The 18910-nt window shown below is 37.4% G+C and carries 18 protein-coding genes and 1 tRNA gene; 7 read left to right on the forward strand and 12 right to left on the reverse strand.

From position 1 onward, the window contains the following. Positions 1-7: 7 nt before the first annotated feature. Positions 8-355: a hypothetical protein gene (locus OCK74_RS21875; protein ID WP_279299225.1), complete on the reverse strand. Its 348-nt coding sequence runs from the start codon at positions 353-355 to the stop codon at positions 8-10. 232 nt (positions 356-587) lie between these two features. Between OCK74_RS21875 and OCK74_RS21880 the strand changes: the two genes are divergently transcribed. Beyond that, entirely contained in the window at positions 588-1628 is a 1041-nt protein-coding gene (locus OCK74_RS21880; protein ID WP_279299226.1) for a hypothetical protein, read from the forward strand. A gap of 29 nt (positions 1629-1657) precedes the next feature. After that, positions 1658-2524, forward strand: a complete 867-nt coding sequence (locus tag OCK74_RS21885; RefSeq protein WP_279299227.1) for an abortive infection system antitoxin AbiGi family protein — start codon at positions 1658-1660, stop codon at positions 2522-2524. 164 nt (positions 2525-2688) lie between these two features. On the opposite strand, the gene OCK74_RS21890 is transcribed toward OCK74_RS21885, so the two are convergent. Beyond that, positions 2689-3450 (reverse strand): hypothetical protein, encoded by a 762-nt coding sequence (locus OCK74_RS21890; RefSeq protein ID WP_279299228.1) that lies wholly within the window; start codon positions 3448-3450, stop codon positions 2689-2691. 390 nt (positions 3451-3840) lie between these two features. On the opposite strand from OCK74_RS21890, the gene OCK74_RS21895 reads away from it, so the two are divergent. Then, entirely contained in the window at positions 3841-4974 is a 1134-nt protein-coding gene (locus OCK74_RS21895; protein ID WP_279299229.1) for an NUMOD1 domain-containing DNA-binding protein, read from the forward strand. A 158-nt stretch (positions 4975-5132) separates the two neighbouring features. Here the strand turns inward: OCK74_RS21895 and OCK74_RS21900 are convergent, their stop codons facing one another. Both OCK74_RS21900 and OCK74_RS21905 read right to left on the reverse strand, forming a co-directional pair. Beyond that, positions 5133-5663 (reverse strand): hypothetical protein, encoded by a 531-nt coding sequence (locus OCK74_RS21900; protein ID WP_279299230.1) that lies wholly within the window; start codon positions 5661-5663, stop codon positions 5133-5135. A gap of 1480 nt (positions 5664-7143) precedes the next feature. Next, positions 7144-7749, reverse strand: a complete 606-nt coding sequence (locus OCK74_RS21905; protein ID WP_279299231.1) for a DUF4339 domain-containing protein — start codon at positions 7747-7749, stop codon at positions 7144-7146. Between the two features lie 236 nt (positions 7750-7985). Between OCK74_RS21905 and OCK74_RS28020 the strand changes: the two genes are divergently transcribed. Further along, positions 7986-8216 carry a helix-turn-helix domain-containing protein gene (locus OCK74_RS28020; protein WP_423803172.1) on the forward strand — a complete coding sequence of 77 codons (231 nt, stop codon included), beginning with the start codon at positions 7986-7988 and terminating at the stop codon, positions 8214-8216. Positions 8217-8274: 58 nt separating this feature from the next. Here the strand turns inward: OCK74_RS28020 and OCK74_RS21910 are convergent, their stop codons facing one another. Together OCK74_RS21910 and OCK74_RS21915 are read right to left on the reverse strand one after the other, a co-directional pair. Continuing rightward, positions 8275-9360 carry an AAA family ATPase gene (locus OCK74_RS21910; RefSeq protein WP_279299232.1) on the reverse strand — a complete coding sequence of 362 codons (1086 nt, stop codon included), beginning with the start codon at positions 9358-9360 and terminating at the stop codon, positions 8275-8277. Between the two features lie 131 nt (positions 9361-9491). Beyond that, positions 9492-10358 carry a hypothetical protein gene (locus OCK74_RS21915; RefSeq protein ID WP_279299233.1) on the reverse strand — a complete coding sequence of 289 codons (867 nt, stop codon included), beginning with the start codon at positions 10356-10358 and terminating at the stop codon, positions 9492-9494. Positions 10359-10822: 464 nt separating this feature from the next. Here OCK74_RS21915 and OCK74_RS21920 point away from each other — a divergent pair, with 464 nt between their 5' ends. The 3 genes from OCK74_RS21920 (at position 10823) to OCK74_RS21930 (ending at position 12642) form a co-directional block, all read left to right on the forward strand. Then, positions 10823-11647, forward strand: a complete 825-nt coding sequence (locus OCK74_RS21920) for a hypothetical protein (protein ID WP_279299234.1) — start codon at positions 10823-10825, stop codon at positions 11645-11647. A gap of 81 nt (positions 11648-11728) precedes the next feature. Then, positions 11729-12013 (forward strand): hypothetical protein, encoded by a 285-nt coding sequence (locus OCK74_RS21925; protein ID WP_279299235.1) that lies wholly within the window; start codon positions 11729-11731, stop codon positions 12011-12013. A gap of 128 nt (positions 12014-12141) precedes the next feature. Continuing rightward, entirely contained in the window at positions 12142-12642 is a 501-nt protein-coding gene (locus OCK74_RS21930) for an NUMOD4 domain-containing protein (protein ID WP_279299236.1), read from the forward strand. 15 nt (positions 12643-12657) lie between these two features. Here the strand turns inward: OCK74_RS21930 and OCK74_RS21935 are convergent, their stop codons facing one another. The 6 genes from OCK74_RS21935 to OCK74_RS21960 all read right to left on the reverse strand — a co-directional run bounded on the left by OCK74_RS21935 (position 12658) and on the right by OCK74_RS21960 (position 18661). Then, complete coding sequence (locus tag OCK74_RS21935) at positions 12658-13836, reverse strand: site-specific integrase (RefSeq protein ID WP_279299237.1); 1179 nt, start codon at positions 13834-13836, stop codon at positions 12658-12660. A gap of 333 nt (positions 13837-14169) precedes the next feature. Next, positions 14170-14243 (reverse strand) — tRNA-Met (locus OCK74_RS21940). 74 nt (positions 14244-14317) lie between these two features. Beyond that, positions 14318-15433: a PepSY-associated TM helix domain-containing protein gene (locus tag OCK74_RS21945; protein WP_279299238.1), complete on the reverse strand. Its 1116-nt coding sequence runs from the start codon at positions 15431-15433 to the stop codon at positions 14318-14320. Positions 15434-15437: 4 nt separating this feature from the next. Beyond that, a complete protein-coding gene (locus OCK74_RS21950; RefSeq protein ID WP_279299239.1) occupies positions 15438-17762 on the reverse strand; it encodes a TonB-dependent receptor in 2325 nt (774 codons plus the stop codon). A gap of 91 nt (positions 17763-17853) precedes the next feature. Next, complete coding sequence (locus OCK74_RS21955) at positions 17854-18249, reverse strand: VOC family protein (protein WP_279299240.1); 396 nt, start codon at positions 18247-18249, stop codon at positions 17854-17856. A 1-nt stretch (position 18250) separates the two neighbouring features. Then, the gene (locus tag OCK74_RS21960) at positions 18251-18661 is read right to left on the reverse strand and encodes a hypothetical protein (RefSeq protein WP_279299241.1); all 411 of its coding nucleotides are present in this window, start codon (positions 18659-18661) and stop codon (positions 18251-18253) included. Positions 18662-18910: the final 249 nt, after the last annotated feature.

The following is an 18910-nucleotide window of genomic DNA, read 5'->3' on the forward strand; positions in this document are numbered from 1 at the left end:
GCACTTACTACGCACCTATCAAAGCATTTGAGGCTTTTGATAATGGCATTGATTCCCTTTCTTCTGGATTGTAGGTGTAGGAATGTGTGAGGGTGATTACTTCGCCTGTTTCCTTAACTGTATATTCATAGCCTTCAGTTTGTACCCTCTCAATCCTACCTCTAATTTGTTTGCCAATAAGCGTTTTTGCAATGTCTTCGGTGAAGGTAGATGGGATTGTACACCTCCTTGCAGTAGCATAAAAACGACCAGTCTGGGCTGATTGTATCATCTCAACGTCACCCTGAAGTTCCAATGAGACAAAAGACTTTCCTTCTCCATTCTCCCGAATGGAATAATTGATAATGGTTACCATAATAATTAAAATTGATTTTTTTGATGAGAAATATCTGCCCTATAAGAATTGAAAAAGATTACCTCCGGGGCAGTACCGGTGGCTGTTTTTATGGGGGCGGAGGTGTTGGTACCGGGGAGGTTATGTTTAAGATATACAGGATTCTGGGCCTATAGTGTTCTTTATCGAATACAGTTTAAATTCTATTTTTGAAATTATTTTTCGCGATAAGTAAAAACACAAGTATAAGATAATGACTTGGCAGCCAATCAAAATCGTAAAGAATATCAAACGAAACCAAGAGCAATATTGTCTGCTTTGCAATATAAGAAAAGCAAATGCCTCCGGCTCACATTTTGTCTCTCAATGTATGCTCAGTCATACTATCGGTAAAAGAAATAGTTATACCGCCTATTCAATAGACGCCTCGGAAACTTCTGCAGATGTTTCATTCGGAAGAGAAAATAGCCCGTCAACCATTATTACACCTAATCCCCATACAGAGGATTATATATTTTGCCAGCAATGTGAAAGCTACTTTAGTACCTTGGAAAGCGAGGGCTGCAATTTCTTCAATGAAAAGCTAAGAAATAAGCGATTTGAGCAACAATTTAAAGTAGAAGATTTGGGAGATGGCAATAACCTAAAAGTCTCAAAAATAGTTGATGCAAACATTATCAATCTGTTTGTATATTCCTTGATATGGCGAATGTGCCTTCAACAAAGGTTGAATAATTATGAAAGTCCAATTAATCCACAGTTCGAACAGAAACTGGCAGATACATTAATTCCTTATATTGATAAAACAAAACATCAAATCAAACATTCTTCCATTGAACTTCCCTATCCATTTATTTTATTAACTGATGATAGCATAGACATTGAATCAGCAACTTACATTAATCCAAACGTAATTGAAACAAATCCAGAAATGTTTTTTTTGGGGAGGTATATAGTACTAATGTATCACAATTTTACAGATATATCTACAAAAGAATTAGTTGTAAAGCCTGAACTGATAAATAGAAATTATCAAAACGGAAATGCAAATTCTCCAATAAAAACACTTTATATTAATCAAACACATTGGAAAGAGATAAATTATCAGTTTGTGGCAGAGTATTCAAAAAAATACTTATTTGTCGTTGCTCAAAGAATACATGCGGAAACTGGAATAAGTTTAAAAAACGCAGCTGAATTTCTACAAAATCGCTTGGAACTCATTAAAGCGCAGGGCACTGATGCTTTAGAAGGAATCAATAATGCATATTTAGAAATCATTGGAAATAAATGAAATAACCAACAATACAAAATCATAGTGAAATGCTTAAGCAAGTTGACCATATCTTCCATTTTACTACAGAGCTGAATACATTAAAAGAAATATTAAATACCGGATTCAAACCATCGTATGCACGTGAGACATTAGCAGACAGTAATGTTTTAGTACCAATGGTGTCATTCAGTAACATCCTACTAAGAGACGTAGGTAATGTCGAGGTACTTAACTATGGTGAATATGCAATTGGATTTGAAAGAGAATGGGGTATAAGGAATGAATTCAACCCAGTGGTATATACGTATAAAAATGGGCTATTGCAAAACAATTTAAAATCCTTTTTAGATAACACGGTTTTCTTGAGTTTCATTACAGAATTTAGAGACAAGCTCAAACTTTTCAATTCAAATGGAATGAAATTCTCATCTCACATTAATTTAACCAATACCACAAAAGAAGCACTGGATTTATTAGACTACTTGACACTTAATTATAAAGACGAACTCATAGATAGTATATCCGCACACTCAAGAGCTATCCATTTAAAGAACATTCAAATATTTGCAATAACGAAGCAGTATAAAGTAAAAAATGTTCAGGATAAGGAATTCATTGCTTATAATGATAGGGAATGGAGGAAATCGTATCCAGAGTTGGATATTCTTTTTGAAGGGGAAGAAAATTATACTCATTGGATAAATGCACCAAAACCACATTTTAACAATGAGCCATTCCTTTTGAAATTTTCAATCAAAGATGTAAAAGCTATTTTAGTGAAAAATAAGGAAGAAATTTATGAAATAGTAAGTGAATTAAAAAGTTTGCACGGAGATGACTTGATTGATAAACTGGTTAGTAGAAGGTCTTTATTAATTGGAACAAAAGAAACTCTTGAGAAAAATAATTTCTAACACAAGATGAGTCTCAAATAAGAGCTATAAGTTTTAAAAACTTATAGAACATAGCTTTATATGTAATGTTTAGTGTCTCCAAAGTCGAAGTATAAAATGACAACCAGCATAAATATCCATATGTTTTGGGGAGATAGCTGGAGATTCTCAAAATTGTTCCCATTTTAAATATATTTATTTACTATATCTTTTGAAATGCCCAATTCTGCTGCAATTTTCACTTTAGTCCAGCCTTCATCTAATAACTCTTTGATTTTCTTCTTTAACTCCTTGTCCTTCCTAGGCTTGATTACTGTTTCATAATAGGTTTCCGCCTGTGCTACAACCAAACGAGCTCCATAAGAATGTTGTACGCTAATTTCATCGAATTGTTTATTAAACAGCTGCTCTGCTAGATTTACTCTTTGTGTCCTGTTCTTCAGCTTTGGGTAATTCTCATGTAATGCAAGCTGTTTACCAAGCTCTATAACTCTTTCCTGTGGAAGAATTTTATATCTAGTTCCATTTTCCTCAATAAATTCATAAACAGAATCTTTAACATCCAAATAATCGTCAGTTTCCTTAACGTAATTCTCAATTTTAAAAGTCATTCCATTTTCAAAGAAATGAAGGGTGTAACCAAAAAACTTATTCTGGTAGTTGTGGATTCGCTCAAATTTTTCTTTTATTTCTTCATCATTAAGGTATTCAATTGTCTCCTCTAGGATTTCATAGTTTTTCGCATCAAGAGAAACCAACTCATAAACAATCAGTTTAACGTTAAGTCTCTTAACAATCTGCTTGAAGAGTTCAATCGAATCCTTTCCCTTATAAGGGAGCTCAACAATAGAAGACCACTTTCCTTGCGTAAAATCTCCTTCTGCAAGTAGAATACTATTTTTTTCTGCCCAATTCTTCAGGTCTTCAAATTCCTGTTCAATATTCATAATTTATTAGTTTAAGTAGCGAACTGCATACTAATTTACTTACATATAGTTCAACTAAATTGAGATACATTCCATGTTTCCATAGAGTATTTGTATTAGCATAATATTGGGTTTGCGTTATTGGGCTCCCTTTCTTCTGAAAATGGGTAAAACAAAAAACAATGTATATCCACCTTTTATAGTCAGTCAGTCGTAATCCTATACCAGTGACTGACTGACTATTATACTCCATATTGAACTATATTTCCTATAATGTCTATCAAGAATTACTGTTTTAAATAACCACGCTTTGGCTTCCTGCTGCATGAATAAAAGAAAATTTTATTCACTCTACCCCTCTGATATTTTATTTTCCTATAATTGATATAAAGAAAAACTATTTTTATCTGAATGGAAACTGAACTTACATACCCATATCAAAATCTTGACTTAACCGATATAAAGGGAGAACAATGGGAAGATATTCCCGGTCTGGATGGATATTACCGTATTTCTAACTTGGGGCGCACTAAAAGAATGGCCTTTGAAATCCTCTGTAGCAATAGTCAGATTCGCCGCATTAAAGAAAAAATATTAGCACCTGAATTAGCGGTACAAGAGAACCATTCTGTAAATGACAAGAATTACTTCCTGCGGATTAAAATTATGCAAGCTGGTGTGGTTTATAACTTCAGTGTAGCAAGACTAGTCTACTATTCATTTGTTAAAAACTTCGACCTCTCAAACCAATCCTTAGTAGTGATACCCAAAGATGGGAACGGTAAAAATATTCATCCCAAAAACTTAAAACTGGTAGATATAAGCCAGAAACAACAGCGGATTTTTGATAGGGGACGCCTTATAAAGCATTTACCCGATGCTTACGATGAGTTTGTCAGCCAAGGGTTAACAAAATCCACTAATCCCTTTTGTAAACAGATTTCACAGTATACGTTGGAAGGAAAGAGAATCCAGACATACCCCAGTACACAGGTGGCTGCTCAGGTGTTGGGTATTTCTGAAAACGGAATAAACAGTGTTTTGAAAGGCAGGCAGGTTTCCTGTGGCGGGTATGTCTGGCGTTATGGCGAGGAAAAACGGGTAGACATGAAAGCGATAATGGAAGAGAGAAGCCTTCACCGTAAGAAGCTTGTAGGACAGAAAGTAACTCAGTACAGTCCTGAAGGTAAACGAGTAGCCACTTTCCTTACCATAAGCGATGCAGCAAGAGCCACAGGACTTGGGAGTGATGGTATTTGTGCTGCTTTAAGTGGAAAGCAGAGAAGTGCAGGTGGTTTTATATGGAAAAAGGGATGGGGTAAACCAGAGATAGACCTTAGTAATTATGTCTTTGGAGAAGCATTGAGAGCACAAAAAAGATTCAAACAAGTGTATCAATATTCCCCAGAAGGAAGGCTTCTTACTACTTATCCAAGTGTTAAAGATGCTGCGGCAGCACATGGTATCAGTCCTACATACATCAGCACAGTATTAAATAAAGGAAAACTGGCTAAAGGTTTTTTATGGGAAACGTCTAGCAAATAACCTCAGTCAATTTGTTTATGATACTTTATTCCTTTTATTCACCAATATATTTAAATCCGCTACAATTCTTAAAAAGCTATTTTTCATTTTTAAACTATTAATGATGCATTTTGCAAAACCTACAGGAACTACAAAACCAAGTGGCTCGACAATATCAACTAAGGGTGGTAAATAGTGCTTAAAATGATGCCTGCTGTAATTACAGTGGCGATAATAGTTAGACACAAAGCTATTCCGTAAAACCAATGTCGGACACTATTCCTTTTTTCCATCATATCCATATTTTCTTGGTATCGTTTTAGCTCATGGTAGTAAACAAGCTTTGTTTTATCATCTTCTTCTAGTTCGTTGTTATCTAAGTAATCAATAAATATTTCATTTGGTGGCGAACCTCTTTGAGTAATTCGTTTAGGGAATAATAACTTTCCCAAGCAAAATAAATCTCCTAAGAATAAAAAAGTCAAAAGAACGACAAAGCCTTTATTTGGACTTGCAGTAAACTTATAACTTACAAAGCCAGATATTGCAGCTACTGTGATTGTTGTTAATGTAATCGCTTTATTGGTAATAGACTCTGATTCTGACATAAATTCATCGTATCTGTCCTTAGCCTGACTGAATAAAAACTTGTATGCCTCGACGGGTACCTTTTCCCAGTCTTTGACTATATCTTTCCAAGTTGTTGACATTTGACTATCAATTTATTTTCTAAAAATACTAATTGAAAAAATAAAAGTAAGAGCGGCATAAGTCATCCTTACTTTCAGTCGGTCAGGCAATTATTTTAACAGAAGACTGACCACAGTAAACTTCACCATCACATCAGTTAGATGTAATGTTCATAGTAGCACCCAACATAATCCTTTTCTTCTTACTTTCCACATTTGTATAATAGCATTTGTTTAAAGCCATTTTAATCAGCCTATTCCCTCTATTCCGGTAAGTTTATTAGGTATAGGTAGGAAAAGTATTATCTAACTTAAAAGTATATTGCATGTGATTATACAAAAATGCTATTGTATAATATATAGGTTATTCCATTCATTAGCGGTTTACAAATCGTACTTTTGGCTGTGTTTTGAAGTGATACCTTTCTAAGAATACACAATTGATTGAACGAGTAAATAATTGAGATAATAGCATTTGATTATTTCAATTATAATCGGCTGGAAATCAAAAGATTATTTGGATAATCGAAAATAATGTCGTATATTGCAGAGTATTGAAAAAAAATCTCTTTCTCAATAACCTCCAGTGTAAAATTTCCTACCAACGGAGGTGAATTCAATAAAGCTTCTAGAGGACTGAGGTCTCATACGATGGAAGGTAGCCTGATGAAAAGGGCGAAGCACCATTGGCAGTAGGATTTGTATTCTCTACCGCTTCTATTAAATAGGAGCAACATAAGAGATAGTTTTATTCTACGGGAAGCGAAAGTTTTTTATATAAGGTTGCAGCTTGGTGGTATTACCCTTCAATTTCTGGCAGATGTCAGAGGGGTCTCGAAATGACGAGAACAACAGTTTAAACTACCGAGGTGCTTTAAAGGAGGAGTCCTTTATAGTATGAGGCTAGAAACGGGGCAACTGAAAGTAAAGAACGAAACATGCACTTCACAGCCCTATAAGTGCACCTTATTGCTATAAGGCGGGAATTATGATTTGGAAACTCAAATCGTAAGGGGACTTTTTATGTCTTGTTAAGAATGAAAATAGTTTATAAGTATTAAACTTCTGGCTTAGTAGGGTAAGCAAAACGTTTTCCTTACAAGGCATGAAATTCTTGCTTTATAGGGCTAGTTAATAAGACTTTGTTTAAACCCTCTCACCTCTATTAAGCAGGTAATTTATTCTTGCCAACTTAGCAATGTGAAACGCTGATTTGGCTATAAAGCTTCATGTATTTTATAATGAAAAACATTTGGCTTTATTATAAACATTCAAATCTTGTTATTTAGAATTGAATTTTGGCTTTGTAGTTATATCATGAAACACTCTTACAAAGCCAAAATTTTAAGATGTAAACATCCTCAATAATAAACATTTATCAATTTTACCATTAGAGAAGTCCACCATTCTCCATTTTTACCTAAATAGGCCATGTTTTTAGTAAAATTCTAATTTTATAAAATTAGAACCATAACACGTTTGCAATAAGTTTGTTTACATTCTAATCAGCATTTTTGATAATCCATCTTTGCGCTTTTGACATGTACCTATAAGCAAAGGACCCTCCAAGGCATAATAAAAATGTATACAATCCTAACTTGATTGCTTTCCAGATTAAATATTCTTTTCTCTGCTCATAGCTTATCTGTGGAGAATATGAATTGAATCCAACCTTATTATCGCAATATTCGTCGAATCCTTCAGACCACCACAATGGCGAGTAAATTGGAGTAGTTATATCTGAGATAGAAGCTGAAGTAATGCCTTGAATTTCCTTATATTTTGCTCCATCAAATTTGTATGGTTGAAAAACAAAAAGGCATATAACGGTCACGAATATTGCAATGATGGCTGAGTATCCTGCTATATACTGGAATAATAATACTTCCTTAGCTACCTTTTTTTTGTTGTTAACATTACCATGTTGTATTGGGGGAGGTGTCTCATAAAATAAGTCATGCAATTCTTCAATTTGATTTGCAGGTATCCATTTAGGCATGCCTGCTTTCCAAACAAGGTCATCTGCTGAAAGTTTCTGCTCTCTTAATTGTTGCACTGAAACAGGACCATACCTGTAATTACCTTTGCTATAAAAGTACTGACTCATTATTATTTTATTAAAGATTACGGAATAGCTTAATTAAGCTTGTAAGTTCTATTTAGGTTCTGTTCTGGCGTAGAAATTATTACTGTTTTCAGGGCTTCTTTCCCAAATGTTTCAAAGGATTTCATTCTCAAAAAAGTTAGTTCTTGAACGATTAAAAGCGATACAAGATAAAAAATATTCTTAGTAAGGCAAATTTGCTCTGGTTCAGTAAAAAGCAATAGAGCACTTTGCCGACTGTGCCTCCTTATTACAGAGACGATAAAACAATCAAGAATTTTGGCAAAAAGCTAAGAGAGATTCGTCTGTCCAAAAACGTATCTCAGGAGCAACTTGCGCTTGCTTGTGGCTTGGAATATTCCCAAATTAACAGAATTGAACTTGGCAAGGTGAACACTTCAATCAGCCATGTTGCGCTGCTTGCGAAGCATTTGGGCGTAACCCCATGTGATTTGTTTAATTTTTTATAATTAAAAGGCCTGTGCGATCCGCACAGGCCTTAAATCGAATCAACCCTTAACTAGTCAGTCAGGATTCTTCTGTAGTAGAAGACTGACCGCCGAAACTTTTGTAATTGTTCTTGAACCAAGTTAAACCCGGCACTTCCTCTTCTGTGTGTTTCTCAACCAATTTTTTTCTGGCATTTTCAAAGGAAAGCCCCTCTTCGTCACGGAGTGCTATCATTAAAGGCATCCAAATGTTTATATCATATGTTTTATTGTTGTTCTCGCCTGATTTAGATAGCTTTTTACCTGTAAACGAAAAATTCAAACTCTGAGAGTTTAATTCTAATACCAAGCCATTAGACTTCTCCTTATTGGACATGGAATTATTCTTTAAAACGTATAAAATTCTTTCGTTTTCGACTGCTCCATTTCTAAGTTCAAGCAATGACCTGAGCTTTGCCTCAATTGCCTGTGACCCATTCAGCTTACTTTTATCCGGAGCTTGCTTTTCCGAGTTTTTTACTGTATGATGCAAGAGGACAATTAAACAGCCGTGAACATCCGCAATTCGTTTTAGGCGTGCAAGATTATTTCTTACTTCTGCCCAGTTATTAGGATTACCTGTGAAGGTATCAGACCAGACATCAAGAACAACTAAATCAGCTTTCTTGATAGAAAGGAGTTTATTGATTCTTTCTGATAAGTTCTCGCAATCAAAAATGAAATGTAGATTTTTTAAACAATCTCTTTCCAAATGCCCTGCCTGTTTATTGAGAAGGGCAGCTATCCCCGGAGCGTCATCTTCAGAACATATACAAATTGCTCTGCCAAACCGGACATTTAAAGGATAACCCAAAAAAGTCTTTTGCTTGGTAGCTATAGCTATTGCCAGCTGACGTAAAAGAATTGATTTGCCACAATCGCTTGAACCTGTTAACCCGGCGAGTCCTTTCTGTTGTAATAGTGGGTCCCACAGTTTAGGAATCTCTTTTATATTCATATCTAATAAATCTTTGCCAGTATACACCACCCTGCTTTCAGTGCTCGCAGATGATTGTTCCTTTCCCTCATTTTCTTGTGTAGTTTTTCCTGATTCATTAGTATGCCTATTGTATGCGGTGTTCTTTTTAACTACTCTATAGGATTTTCCTGTATTATAAGTTTCCATAAAGCCTAATTTTTAAAGTTCTGTAAATAATTACTATTCAGAATTGCAGGCGCCTTGAAATTCCGAATACAACGCAAACTTATCAGGCTTAAAAAATGAAAACAGCAAAACAGTAAGCATACTTACTGTTTTTAATCAGCAAGTACGAGTTTGGCGAAAAATTTATCTATATCCTTTTGGTATTTTACTTCACCTTTTTTCTCATCGAGGGCAACTTCCAAGCCGTTTTGCGTTATGATTCCTCCCCATTTGGAGTAAAATTTTTCGGACTGGCCTATAGTTCTGCGGTTAAGATTTGTAAAAAACAAACGTTCCATTTGTTCAAGGATATAAGCCGCAGTTCTGGTATTGCAATCGAGGTGAATCTTGATTTTTTCATCTACCTCATAGATGTTTGTAGCAGTAAAGATTGTTACGAAGTCTTCTTTTGTAGTTCCATCTCTATCAATAAAAGAACCTTTATTCATATCAAAATAATAAATCTCTGATAATGTTTTCTCACTGCAACGCTTCTTGAACGAGAGTTTAAAAGGTAATCTGGCTACTTGTTCAGTAATGATACTTAAAGATTCCAAAGCTGTTTCTGATAAGAAGGTTTCAAGCAACGACCAATACTCGCTAAGCTCTTTCTCCTGTTTGAGTTGATGCTCCTTGGACTTAAACTCTTCAACAAGGTTATCGTTAAGCCACTTTAATTTGCTGGGATTGTTTTTATGTTTCTGTTTGAATTTTTCAACTAGGTGCAGGGCTTCGGATTTAAGTTTATTTAGTTTCCTTTCCAGCTCCACTTTAAAGTACCTTATTAAACAGAAGTCATAAGGAAATTCATAATACCCATGTATAGTGGTTCCTAGAATATCAGCAGTTCTGATATATACGGCTTGTGCATGAACCATCGCATCAATGGAAGGGTTCCTAAAATCATTTATGAACTCCTGTAAACCACCTTTAACAAGGAAGTTTTCAATATTGGCAAGTATATCTATTTCACTTTTCATGTGGTTAATTTACGTTCCTGACCTTTATTATTAATTCTATTCTGTATTGCAAAAATAGTTTGCTCACACAGCTTCTTGCTTTATAATGCACAAATCATGGTACGTCTGCTATACATATGCAACCTTGTAAATTATTTAATTAAAGACCTAATCAATTTATAATTGACTTAATTCAATGACTTAATGGTCACTATAATAAATTACCAATTTAATCTTCTTTATGTTTGCATTAGTTGATATTGTAATAATATTAATAATGTAAATAAGTGAATTTCATTATTTTATATGGATTATATAATAATTTTACATATCTTTGTATCGCATTTAGAAATTACTCTCGCAGACTAGTTCTGTAAAGCACTACTTCCAATTTCGGAATTCCTTTTCAACATAAGTTGAGCCCACAGGATGGCTTATTCCTTGAGTTAACGAAACAATCCTATCGTAATAGTAATGGCTGACAGTTGTTTAAGACACATACGCTTAACGTTCCTATCGAATTAGTTCATTTAGTTCATGATAACAAGTTGCACGAAGCATTAGGTATCTATTTGCTTTTGAAAGCATCTTGTGATGGTCATCTATTTCTATCCGTAGAGCAAAGGTCATGTATAATGGCTGCTCTGGGGCTTAAAGACGTGCGCACATTTAAAAAGCATTTGGACAAGCTGATTCAATTGAACTGGGTTGGGTATAATAAAAATAGTCGTACCTATTACATAAGAAGTTTCAAAACATTAAGAGTACAATCTGGCTTTCATAAGTACCTAAGTGCCGTATTCCACGTTTCCAAAGACGCTGCAAATATTACTGAATTTATTCAGGGTGTTTTATTATGCTTTGAAATCAAAAGAAGGATGAGGGGTCGTAACTCGAAAGTAGCCAAGATTGCAGGAAGTTCCGCTTTAAAAAAAGGAAGAGCATTACACGAACTGAAAGCAAATGGTGATATTTCTGTCTATATCGGTCTTTCTCTTGAAAAGCTTGGAGAGCTATGGGGCGTAAGTAAATCACAAGCCGATAGAATCAAAAAGCGAGTGAGTAAGTTGAAGTATATAAAAACCAAGGCGAAGTATAATATTATACATACTTCTAGTAAGCCAGATTTCTCTTTATTCAAAAATTTACCATCTAACCGCATTTACGATGTAAAAAGAAGAAAGCGTAATGGGTGGGTATATTATGAATTCCGAGAGAGAAGCTATGACGAAATTATTTCTCTTATGGAATTTGTAAACCAAAAGTCTATTGTTAGAAGGTTAAATATCGCAAATGAGGAGTGTTTATAAAAATGAGTTTGGTAGTACATAATATCCTACTAAAATCCTTTTATAATATTCCCACTTTTTGCACATTATAAAAACCGAAAAATGAAAGTAAATAGTCAAAACGCAACAAGATGGTCAGCCAATTGGGCTGGACGTGGTACCGCATTGCTGGATTCAGTAGAAAGACATAGTGAAAAGATGTATCAAACTTCTATTCCTTCAAGAAGAACTCTGTCTGTGGAGGATAAGCTTAAACAGTTAATAAAAAAGTATCCTAAGAAAAGGTTCTATCAATCCCTTTTATGGCAGATGGAGAAATATCCATTGAGTAAAAAGCAGGCTGACTTAGTGGAAATGGATTATTGGCGATATTTTAAAAAGTATTGATATAGAAGTCGTAAATCACTTGATGCCCGGTAAGCAGTAGGTAGTTCATACCTACAGAGAAACAAAATTTGAGCAATGTCGCTTTTAAATAACACCATAATTATTTGGGTCAGAAAACGAGACCCTAAATGCAAGAATTAACATGGGTACCTGTAAAAAACTATGAAGGGTACTATGAGATTAACGAAAAAGGAGAAGTAAGAAGTCTCCATAAAAGAAACTTTCATGAAATAATGCCCCAACGTATAGGTAGGGGAGGTTATTTGACAGTCAGCTTAAGTAAAAGGGCAAAAGATTACACAGAGTTTGTACACAGGTTATTGGCTTTTACATTTATTTCAAATCCTGAAGAAAAACCATGGATAAACCATAAAGATGGCAATAAGCTAAACAATGAAATTGGCAATTTGGAATGGTGTACGCCGAGTGAGAATGCAAAACATGCCTATGAAACTGGGCTAAGTAAAGTCCCTGAGAAAAGTTGCCGGAAGGTTATTGATACCTGCACCAATAAGGTATACGATAGTGCTAGTCAGGCGGCTAAAGCTCTGAACATAGCTTACAGCACCTGTAAGAACTATTTAAATGGCGGGCGTACAAATCCCACCTGCCTTCGATATGCTGCTTAAAGAGGGGGTAGTTTACTACCCCTTTTTATAGAACTTCTCTACATCATTTGCAATTTTATTCAGATTAACCCGGGCATAAATTTGAGTGGTTTTCAGCATCTTATGTCCAAGCATGGCTGACACAGTAGTAATATCTACGCCATTGTTTAAGGCTAAAGACGCGAATGTATGCCGAGCTGCATGAAAGCTTAGTCTCTTTTTAAACCCTGCCATACCAGCTATTTCCTTAAGGTACTTATTTAGGTTCTGACTGGAAATGACAGGTAATAATTCTTTTCCCTTTTCCCCACCGTATTTCTTCAAGATTTCCTCAGCTTTAGGAAGCAAAGGGATTGTAGACTGGTTTTTTGTTTTTGTTCGGTCAAGAATTATCCAGTTCCTTTTATTAATCCACTGGATATGTTCTTTTGAAAGTTTTGAAACATCGGCATATGCCAGACCTGTATAGCAGGCAAAAACAAAAATGTCCTTTACCTTAATTAGCCTCTCACTGGGTAATGGTAAAAGTTCCAAATGTTGCAGTTCCTCATTGGTAAGATGAACTCTTTTTGGCTCAATTAACTTGCACTGGTACTTTGCAAACGGGTCTTTTTCCATCCACTCATTCAACATGGCAATGCGAATAACCCTTTTCAATTGCTGCATATTCTTAGCTACACCATTATTATGAAGACCTTGCTTTACCCTCATGAAAGTATCTAGCTCAAAAATAAATTGATGGTTAACCTGAGAAAGTAGAATATCCTCTGTTTTCCATTCCTCTGCAAGGAACTCTTTCACTTTTCGTTTTACTGTTTCGTATTTCTTTACAGTCCTTGGGGCAATATCATTATGTACTCTTGCTTTAAGGTTTGCTATCTGATACTCAATTGCGCCAAGAATGGTATGTTCAGACTTGTTCTCACCTAGCAATGCCTGTTTTATATCGCCGAGAGCAAGGGGCATTTGCTGTCTCAAACATTCATTATAGTAATTCCATGCATTGGTATTTAATATTAGAAGCTGTTTATTATATGCCTTTACCAAATCGTTGGAACCTTTAACCTTTTGCCTGTCTTTATCCCATTGGGTTTCTTCTATTTCTATTTGTGTGGGAAAGTTGATTCGTTTTCCTTCAAGAGAAATCCGCATCATGATTGGAGCAAGCCCTTTTTTATTCATTCTTGATTTATATAGCCAGAATAATATGTTCATAAAACTGATTTTAGGAGGTAAATAAATGGAGGTCACACTTTTTCATAGCGGTGAGCCTCTTGAATCTAATAGGATGTAAATCGTTGACAGGAGAGGGTTTCCCGGAAACAGGGTTCATAACCTTTTTTGAATTGAAACCTCTCGTTTTGTGACCTTTTTATAGCGTTAAGGAGGCTGTAGCCGTTGAGGGAAATAAGTGGAAAGTAAAAAAGTAAGTGCCCTAAGCTTTGTAAATGTTATTGAAAACCAATCAATTAAAGAAAATGGCTTCTTAATAAGCCTTGAGGTATGGGCACAAAAAAGCCCCGAACTTTCATCCAGAGCTTTAAAGCGTAGCGAGGAGCAGACTTGAACTGCCGACCTTCGGGTTATGAATCCGATGCTCTAACCAGCTGAGCTACCTCGCCATCATTTTTGCGGGCTGCAAAGATAAGGACTTCAGCTATTCAAAAGAAAACCAATTTTTTAAAATTTCTTCCCCTTAGAAAATCTTAGAAGAAATAGCCGATTCGCGTGCTGCGCTGAAATTCCCCTTTAAGGGTTTGGGGTGTGATTTTGCTTTCCTCCTCCACAACACAAACCCCGTAATACTCAGCAACCCAGGTGTGAGCCCCAACAAACAATACAGCACCTTTGTCCATATACCGCCATACGCGCCAAAATGCAGGGGACTGCTGAATGCCAGCAAACGCTCTCCTAATGGCAACTGCCGCAATACCTGTTTCTTTTCCACCTCTTGTGTCGCTCCATTTAAAGTAAAATTGCTGTTGTAGTTACCGTAGTAAAAAGGATCATCCAGGTACCTGCCAGAAAATTGAACTGATGAACTTCCCGGGCGGCTTCTTATGAGGTGGATTTCGAATTGACTGAAATTCTTATCTATAAAATTCTTGTTCTTATCGATCGATACAACTGTGTTTTCTTGTTCAGCAGCGCTCGCTTTTGTCCCTTTTAATGCCGTCAGTGCAATTTTCCCGCTAAGCGCCAACCCTGTAGCGACAATCAGCAGGTTGAAGGCCAACGACCACACCCCCACAACGCGGTGGAGCGAAGAATGGAAGCTCCTTGCTGTTCTCCTGTTTATGCGCACCTTAAAGGAAAATGTCTTGATAATCGCTTTCCGGTATACATACAAACCTGTTACCAGTGAAACAAGAAACAAAACGCCGATCAGAAACACGAACACCTTGCCCGGAGTGCCGGCAAACCAGGTATAATGCAATAGCAACACCTGTCTTTCAAATGCCTTATGCGCATTGTCCGAAATATGAAGGATCTGCCCGTTTAAAGGATGGGCAAAAATCTTCTTCCGCTGCTCTTTCTTCCGCAGGTCATAAATTATAGCTCTATTGGGACCGTGCTGGGGATATATGCGGATCTCCCATTCAGGATATTTTTCACGGACAGCCTTAAAAGAGGCATCATATGCAAATGTCCCCGCCGGATTGTCCACCTTTGCCCATGCGTGGTCAGCCACTTCCTCTATTTCTTCCGAAAAAACCAAAATGGCACCGCTGGTGCTCATGACCAGGAGGAAGAACCCCACGATCAATCCGCACCAATGATGCCAGGCAAAAATCCGTTTAGAACTTTTCAACAGGTTACCATTTTAATCCGATACCAGCATTAAAGCGGATACCGTTCGACTTGATATAATAATCATTCATTGCATACCACTGGGCGTATGCCGCGTAATAGTCCTTATTCAGCAGGTTTTCAATGCCGCCAAAGAAATGAATATCCTTTTTCGTCTTGTAGCTGGCACTCAGGTTCACAATCCCATACGAGTTTACAGGTCCTTCGCCGAAAGTGTAAGTGCCGTTTGTTTTTGGTTGAAAGCGCTTCCTGTCGCCACTATACAACCATTCTGCATGTACCAGTACCCTGTTGTTAGGCACATACTTCACATAGGTCGTCACCTTTGGTGCGGTAATGCGGCGCCCTGTCAGGTAAGCGTCTGCAGCATCATCATAGTTGCCGTTCTTATTCAGGTCAGCCTTTCCTTCCATATAAACACCACCTACGCCAAACAGGAAACTTTTAATACTGGCAACATCGATCGAACCTTCAATACCATAGATCCGCTCAGGGGCTCTTTGTTGCTCGAAGAAGCCGTTGTTTTCAATAAGCGTAGAACCCAGTTTAGAAGTGCTGGCAAATGCCGCTATGTTCAGTGAAACTTTATTAACCGAGGATGAGAAACCAACTTCGTAGTTATTAGCGATAATAGGCTCCAGGTTCATATTGGCAATGTCATTCTCTTTTGCACCACGCGCATAATGTCCAATGTCCACCATGGAAAATCCTTGTGTGAAGCTGGCAAATGGCTTGAACAGCTCCCATTTCGCATAACGCAGGCCAAAATTGAATGTGGAAGCTGTAAAGTCAAGCTTGCCTCCGTTGATCAATTTGCCGCCTGTGGTTGTGGATGTCTTGATCTGTGTGAAGGATGGGATATCAATTTTTACCTGGTCGAGGCGATATCCTGCTTTGAATATCCAGTGGTCCTTGATGGTAGAATGCAGTTGCACAAAAGGAGCAAGGTTGTTCATGTCCATCTTGGGCACCCAGATCCTGCCATCGGTCAGTTCCTGCCAGGTTACATCATTCATGTAGTCAACACCATACAGCACTTCATTCCGGATGCTGTTGCCAATTGACCAGGGAGTATTGATGGTAGAACGAACACCCTTCTTGTCTGAGCGGATGGTGGATTGTCCTCCATTTTCAAAAGAGGCGGACCAGCCATATACCGTATAGAATTTCTGTCCATACACACTGGTTTCCAGTGTCGAATTGAGGAACAGCTTTTTAGACAAGAACTTCACATAAGCATTATGATTATAGCGGGTACCTTCTTTTTCGCCCTTTGTCTCACCTTCCACACCTATAGTTGGCGTTACGCCATATTTACCGATTTGCTGTATGTATTTACTTTTCTGTCCTGATCCGAAATAGTTGTACATCACTTCAATCCTGTTCTTGTCGTTCAGGTTAATGCCCAATTTGGAAAATACATTCACGATATCAGTTTCTCCCAATCCATAGACAGGCGAAATAATTCCGCCCTTGGCATCCTTATACTCGCCAGTCTTTTCATATAAGCCTGCTACTGCATAATCAATCTTGCCAGCCTTGCCAGTGAAATGCTGGTTCAACCGGAAACCACCCGTTCCATCAGCGTGGGCCAGCATGCCAGTCCTGGCTATGGAGGAGTATGCATTGAATTTTTTAGCCGTTTGCGGCTGCAGGGTAATATAGTTGATCACGCCACCATCAGCCCCATTTCCATAAACAGCTGTGGCTCCTTTGATCACCTCCACTCTCTGAAGTACAGAAGGGTCAATGGTACGGAAGTCACGGGCTCCGTTACGAAGCGGAGTGGATTGGGGAATGCCATCAATCAGGATCAATGGCGTACGTCCACGCAGGGTTTGACCGGTATTGCTGGTGGCATTGGAGCTATACGCCAGTGAGGGGACGATCTGTCCTAGAATATTTGACAAATTGGGTGAAACCAGTAACTGAGTTTGAAGCTGTTTTTCATTCACCACCTGCACGGATGCTGGCGTGCGGTCCACGACTTCTGCTTTCCTGCTGGCTGTAACTGTGACCTCCTTTAAAGAGCCTGCCGCCCTTACCAGGGTAAAACTGGTGGCTGCTTCCGAATTTTGTACATCAATTACCTGTTCATTAGGCTGGTATCCAACTGATTGTACAATAATTGTATAGGTGCCGGGCTGCTTCAGAGAAATTTTGAACAATCCTTCGCGGTCTGAAACAGCGCCTATAAAGGAGCCTTTAATAGTAATAGAAGCATCTGGTACGGGTTGATCTTGTTCGTCTATAATCCGGCCTTTAATCGATTGAGCCTTAACTGCAACACTAAAAACACTTATGAACAATAAAACTATCGTAAACCTCATCTTTAATTTTTTGCTCCGCAAAGGTATCCTGGACAGAGAGGTCCTGTTTTCAGAATCGGTAAAAGCTGTTACGAGATCGGTAAAAAATAATTTATAAAGTGTTGGGTTCAATCATATCCCAAAGGTTTCCATATAGATCTTCAAATACTGTGACTGTGCCCCAGGTTTCTTTAGCAGGTTCCCTGATAATCTTGATCTTATGGTCCAGCAGGTTCTGATAATCTCTTTGCAAGTTGTCTGTGTGTAAAAACAGGAAAACTCTTCCCCCGGTCTGATTGCCGACCCTGCTTTTCTGCTCTTCATTGGCTGCCTTTGCCAGCAACAACCGGCATCCGGACGAGCCCGGAGGGGCCACAACGACCCATCGTTTAGTAGCGCTTAAAACGGTGTCTTCAACCAATGTAAAGTGAAGTTTCTCTGTGTAAAATTGAATGGCTTCGTCATAATCATCAACGACAATGGCCACCTGGGCTATTTTTTGTTTCATCTTATTTAGACGAGAGTACTGTATCACCAACAGGCGTCTGGACATTGCCACTGTCTTCAGCAGTAACATAGACTTTGGTTGGTTTTGCCGTAGTAACCGCTTTCAGTTGCGCTTTCTTTGATTTGGAGAACATGTTCGAAGAAGGTGAGACCTGGCCAATATTTCTGGGAGGGTTTCCTTCGGTATCCATCCACACTACATACGTATTTCTCGGGGGAGACAGCTTTTTTGATTCAGCCAGGTTGACCACATCGACGACAACCTTGTAATTATTGTTTTTGTCTTTTGTGACCTTCACCTTTCCTTCAGCTCCCGGTACAGCCGGAGAATTGGTTAAGGTAATAGTTTTAGAACATGAAACGATCAAAAAAGTAATGAGAAGGAGCATTACAATAGTAGATGTTTTTTTCATGTTATTGATTTTTTGGTTCAATAAAATATTCCATATAAGATTTATAAAAGATACAATATTATATGGAATATTTTATATGTCATCAATATTCCCAAGCCTGCCTATTAGCAAATTGGCCCTGGCTTCTACTTTTCGTCCAAAAGTCCCTGTTCCCTGGCTTGGAAAGATGCTGCTGATTATCAGGATGTTAAGTTTTGATGAAGAAATTGGAAAAAAAATTATGGACGGGTTCGTTGTTTTTAACGTTTC

Origin of the sequence: Paraflavisolibacter caeni (genome assembly GCF_025628885.1) — a bacterium.
Lineage (GTDB): Bacteria > Bacteroidota > Bacteroidia > Chitinophagales > Chitinophagaceae > Flavisolibacter > Flavisolibacter caeni.

What these genes read in the sequence shown, in the direction of transcription:
- OCK74_RS21880 (WP_279299226.1), top strand. Translation starts at nt 588, where the DNA reads ATGACTTGGCAGCCAATCAAAATCGTAAAGAATATCAAACGAAACCAA.
- OCK74_RS21905 (WP_279299231.1), bottom strand. Translation starts at nt 7,749, where the DNA reads ATGAGTCAGTACTTTTATAGCAAAGGTAATTACAGGTATGGTCCTGTT.
- OCK74_RS21930 (WP_279299236.1), top strand. Translation starts at nt 12,142, where the DNA reads ATGCAAGAATTAACATGGGTACCTGTAAAAAACTATGAAGGGTACTAT.
- OCK74_RS21935 (WP_279299237.1), bottom strand. Translation starts at nt 13,836, where the DNA reads ATGAACATATTATTCTGGCTATATAAATCAAGAATGAATAAAAAAGGG.
- OCK74_RS21885 (WP_279299227.1), top strand. Translation starts at nt 1,658, where the DNA reads ATGCTTAAGCAAGTTGACCATATCTTCCATTTTACTACAGAGCTGAAT.
- OCK74_RS21895 (WP_279299229.1), top strand. Translation starts at nt 3,841, where the DNA reads ATGGAAACTGAACTTACATACCCATATCAAAATCTTGACTTAACCGAT.
- OCK74_RS21875 (WP_279299225.1), bottom strand. Translation starts at nt 355, where the DNA reads ATGGTAACCATTATCAATTATTCCATTCGGGAGAATGGAGAAGGAAAG.
- OCK74_RS21925 (WP_279299235.1), top strand. Translation starts at nt 11,729, where the DNA reads ATGAAAGTAAATAGTCAAAACGCAACAAGATGGTCAGCCAATTGGGCT.
- OCK74_RS21915 (WP_279299233.1), bottom strand. Translation starts at nt 10,358, where the DNA reads ATGAAAAGTGAAATAGATATACTTGCCAATATTGAAAACTTCCTTGTT.
- OCK74_RS21900 (WP_279299230.1), bottom strand. Translation starts at nt 5,663, where the DNA reads ATGTCAACAACTTGGAAAGATATAGTCAAAGACTGGGAAAAGGTACCC.
- OCK74_RS21955 (WP_279299240.1), bottom strand. Translation starts at nt 18,249, where the DNA reads ATGAAACAAAAAATAGCCCAGGTGGCCATTGTCGTTGATGATTATGAC.
- OCK74_RS21960 (WP_279299241.1), bottom strand. Translation starts at nt 18,661, where the DNA reads ATGAAAAAAACATCTACTATTGTAATGCTCCTTCTCATTACTTTTTTG.
- OCK74_RS21950 (WP_279299239.1), bottom strand. Translation starts at nt 17,762, where the DNA reads ATGAGGTTTACGATAGTTTTATTGTTCATAAGTGTTTTTAGTGTTGCA.
- OCK74_RS21910 (WP_279299232.1), bottom strand. Translation starts at nt 9,360, where the DNA reads ATGGAAACTTATAATACAGGAAAATCCTATAGAGTAGTTAAAAAGAAC.
- OCK74_RS21890 (WP_279299228.1), bottom strand. Translation starts at nt 3,450, where the DNA reads ATGAATATTGAACAGGAATTTGAAGACCTGAAGAATTGGGCAGAAAAA.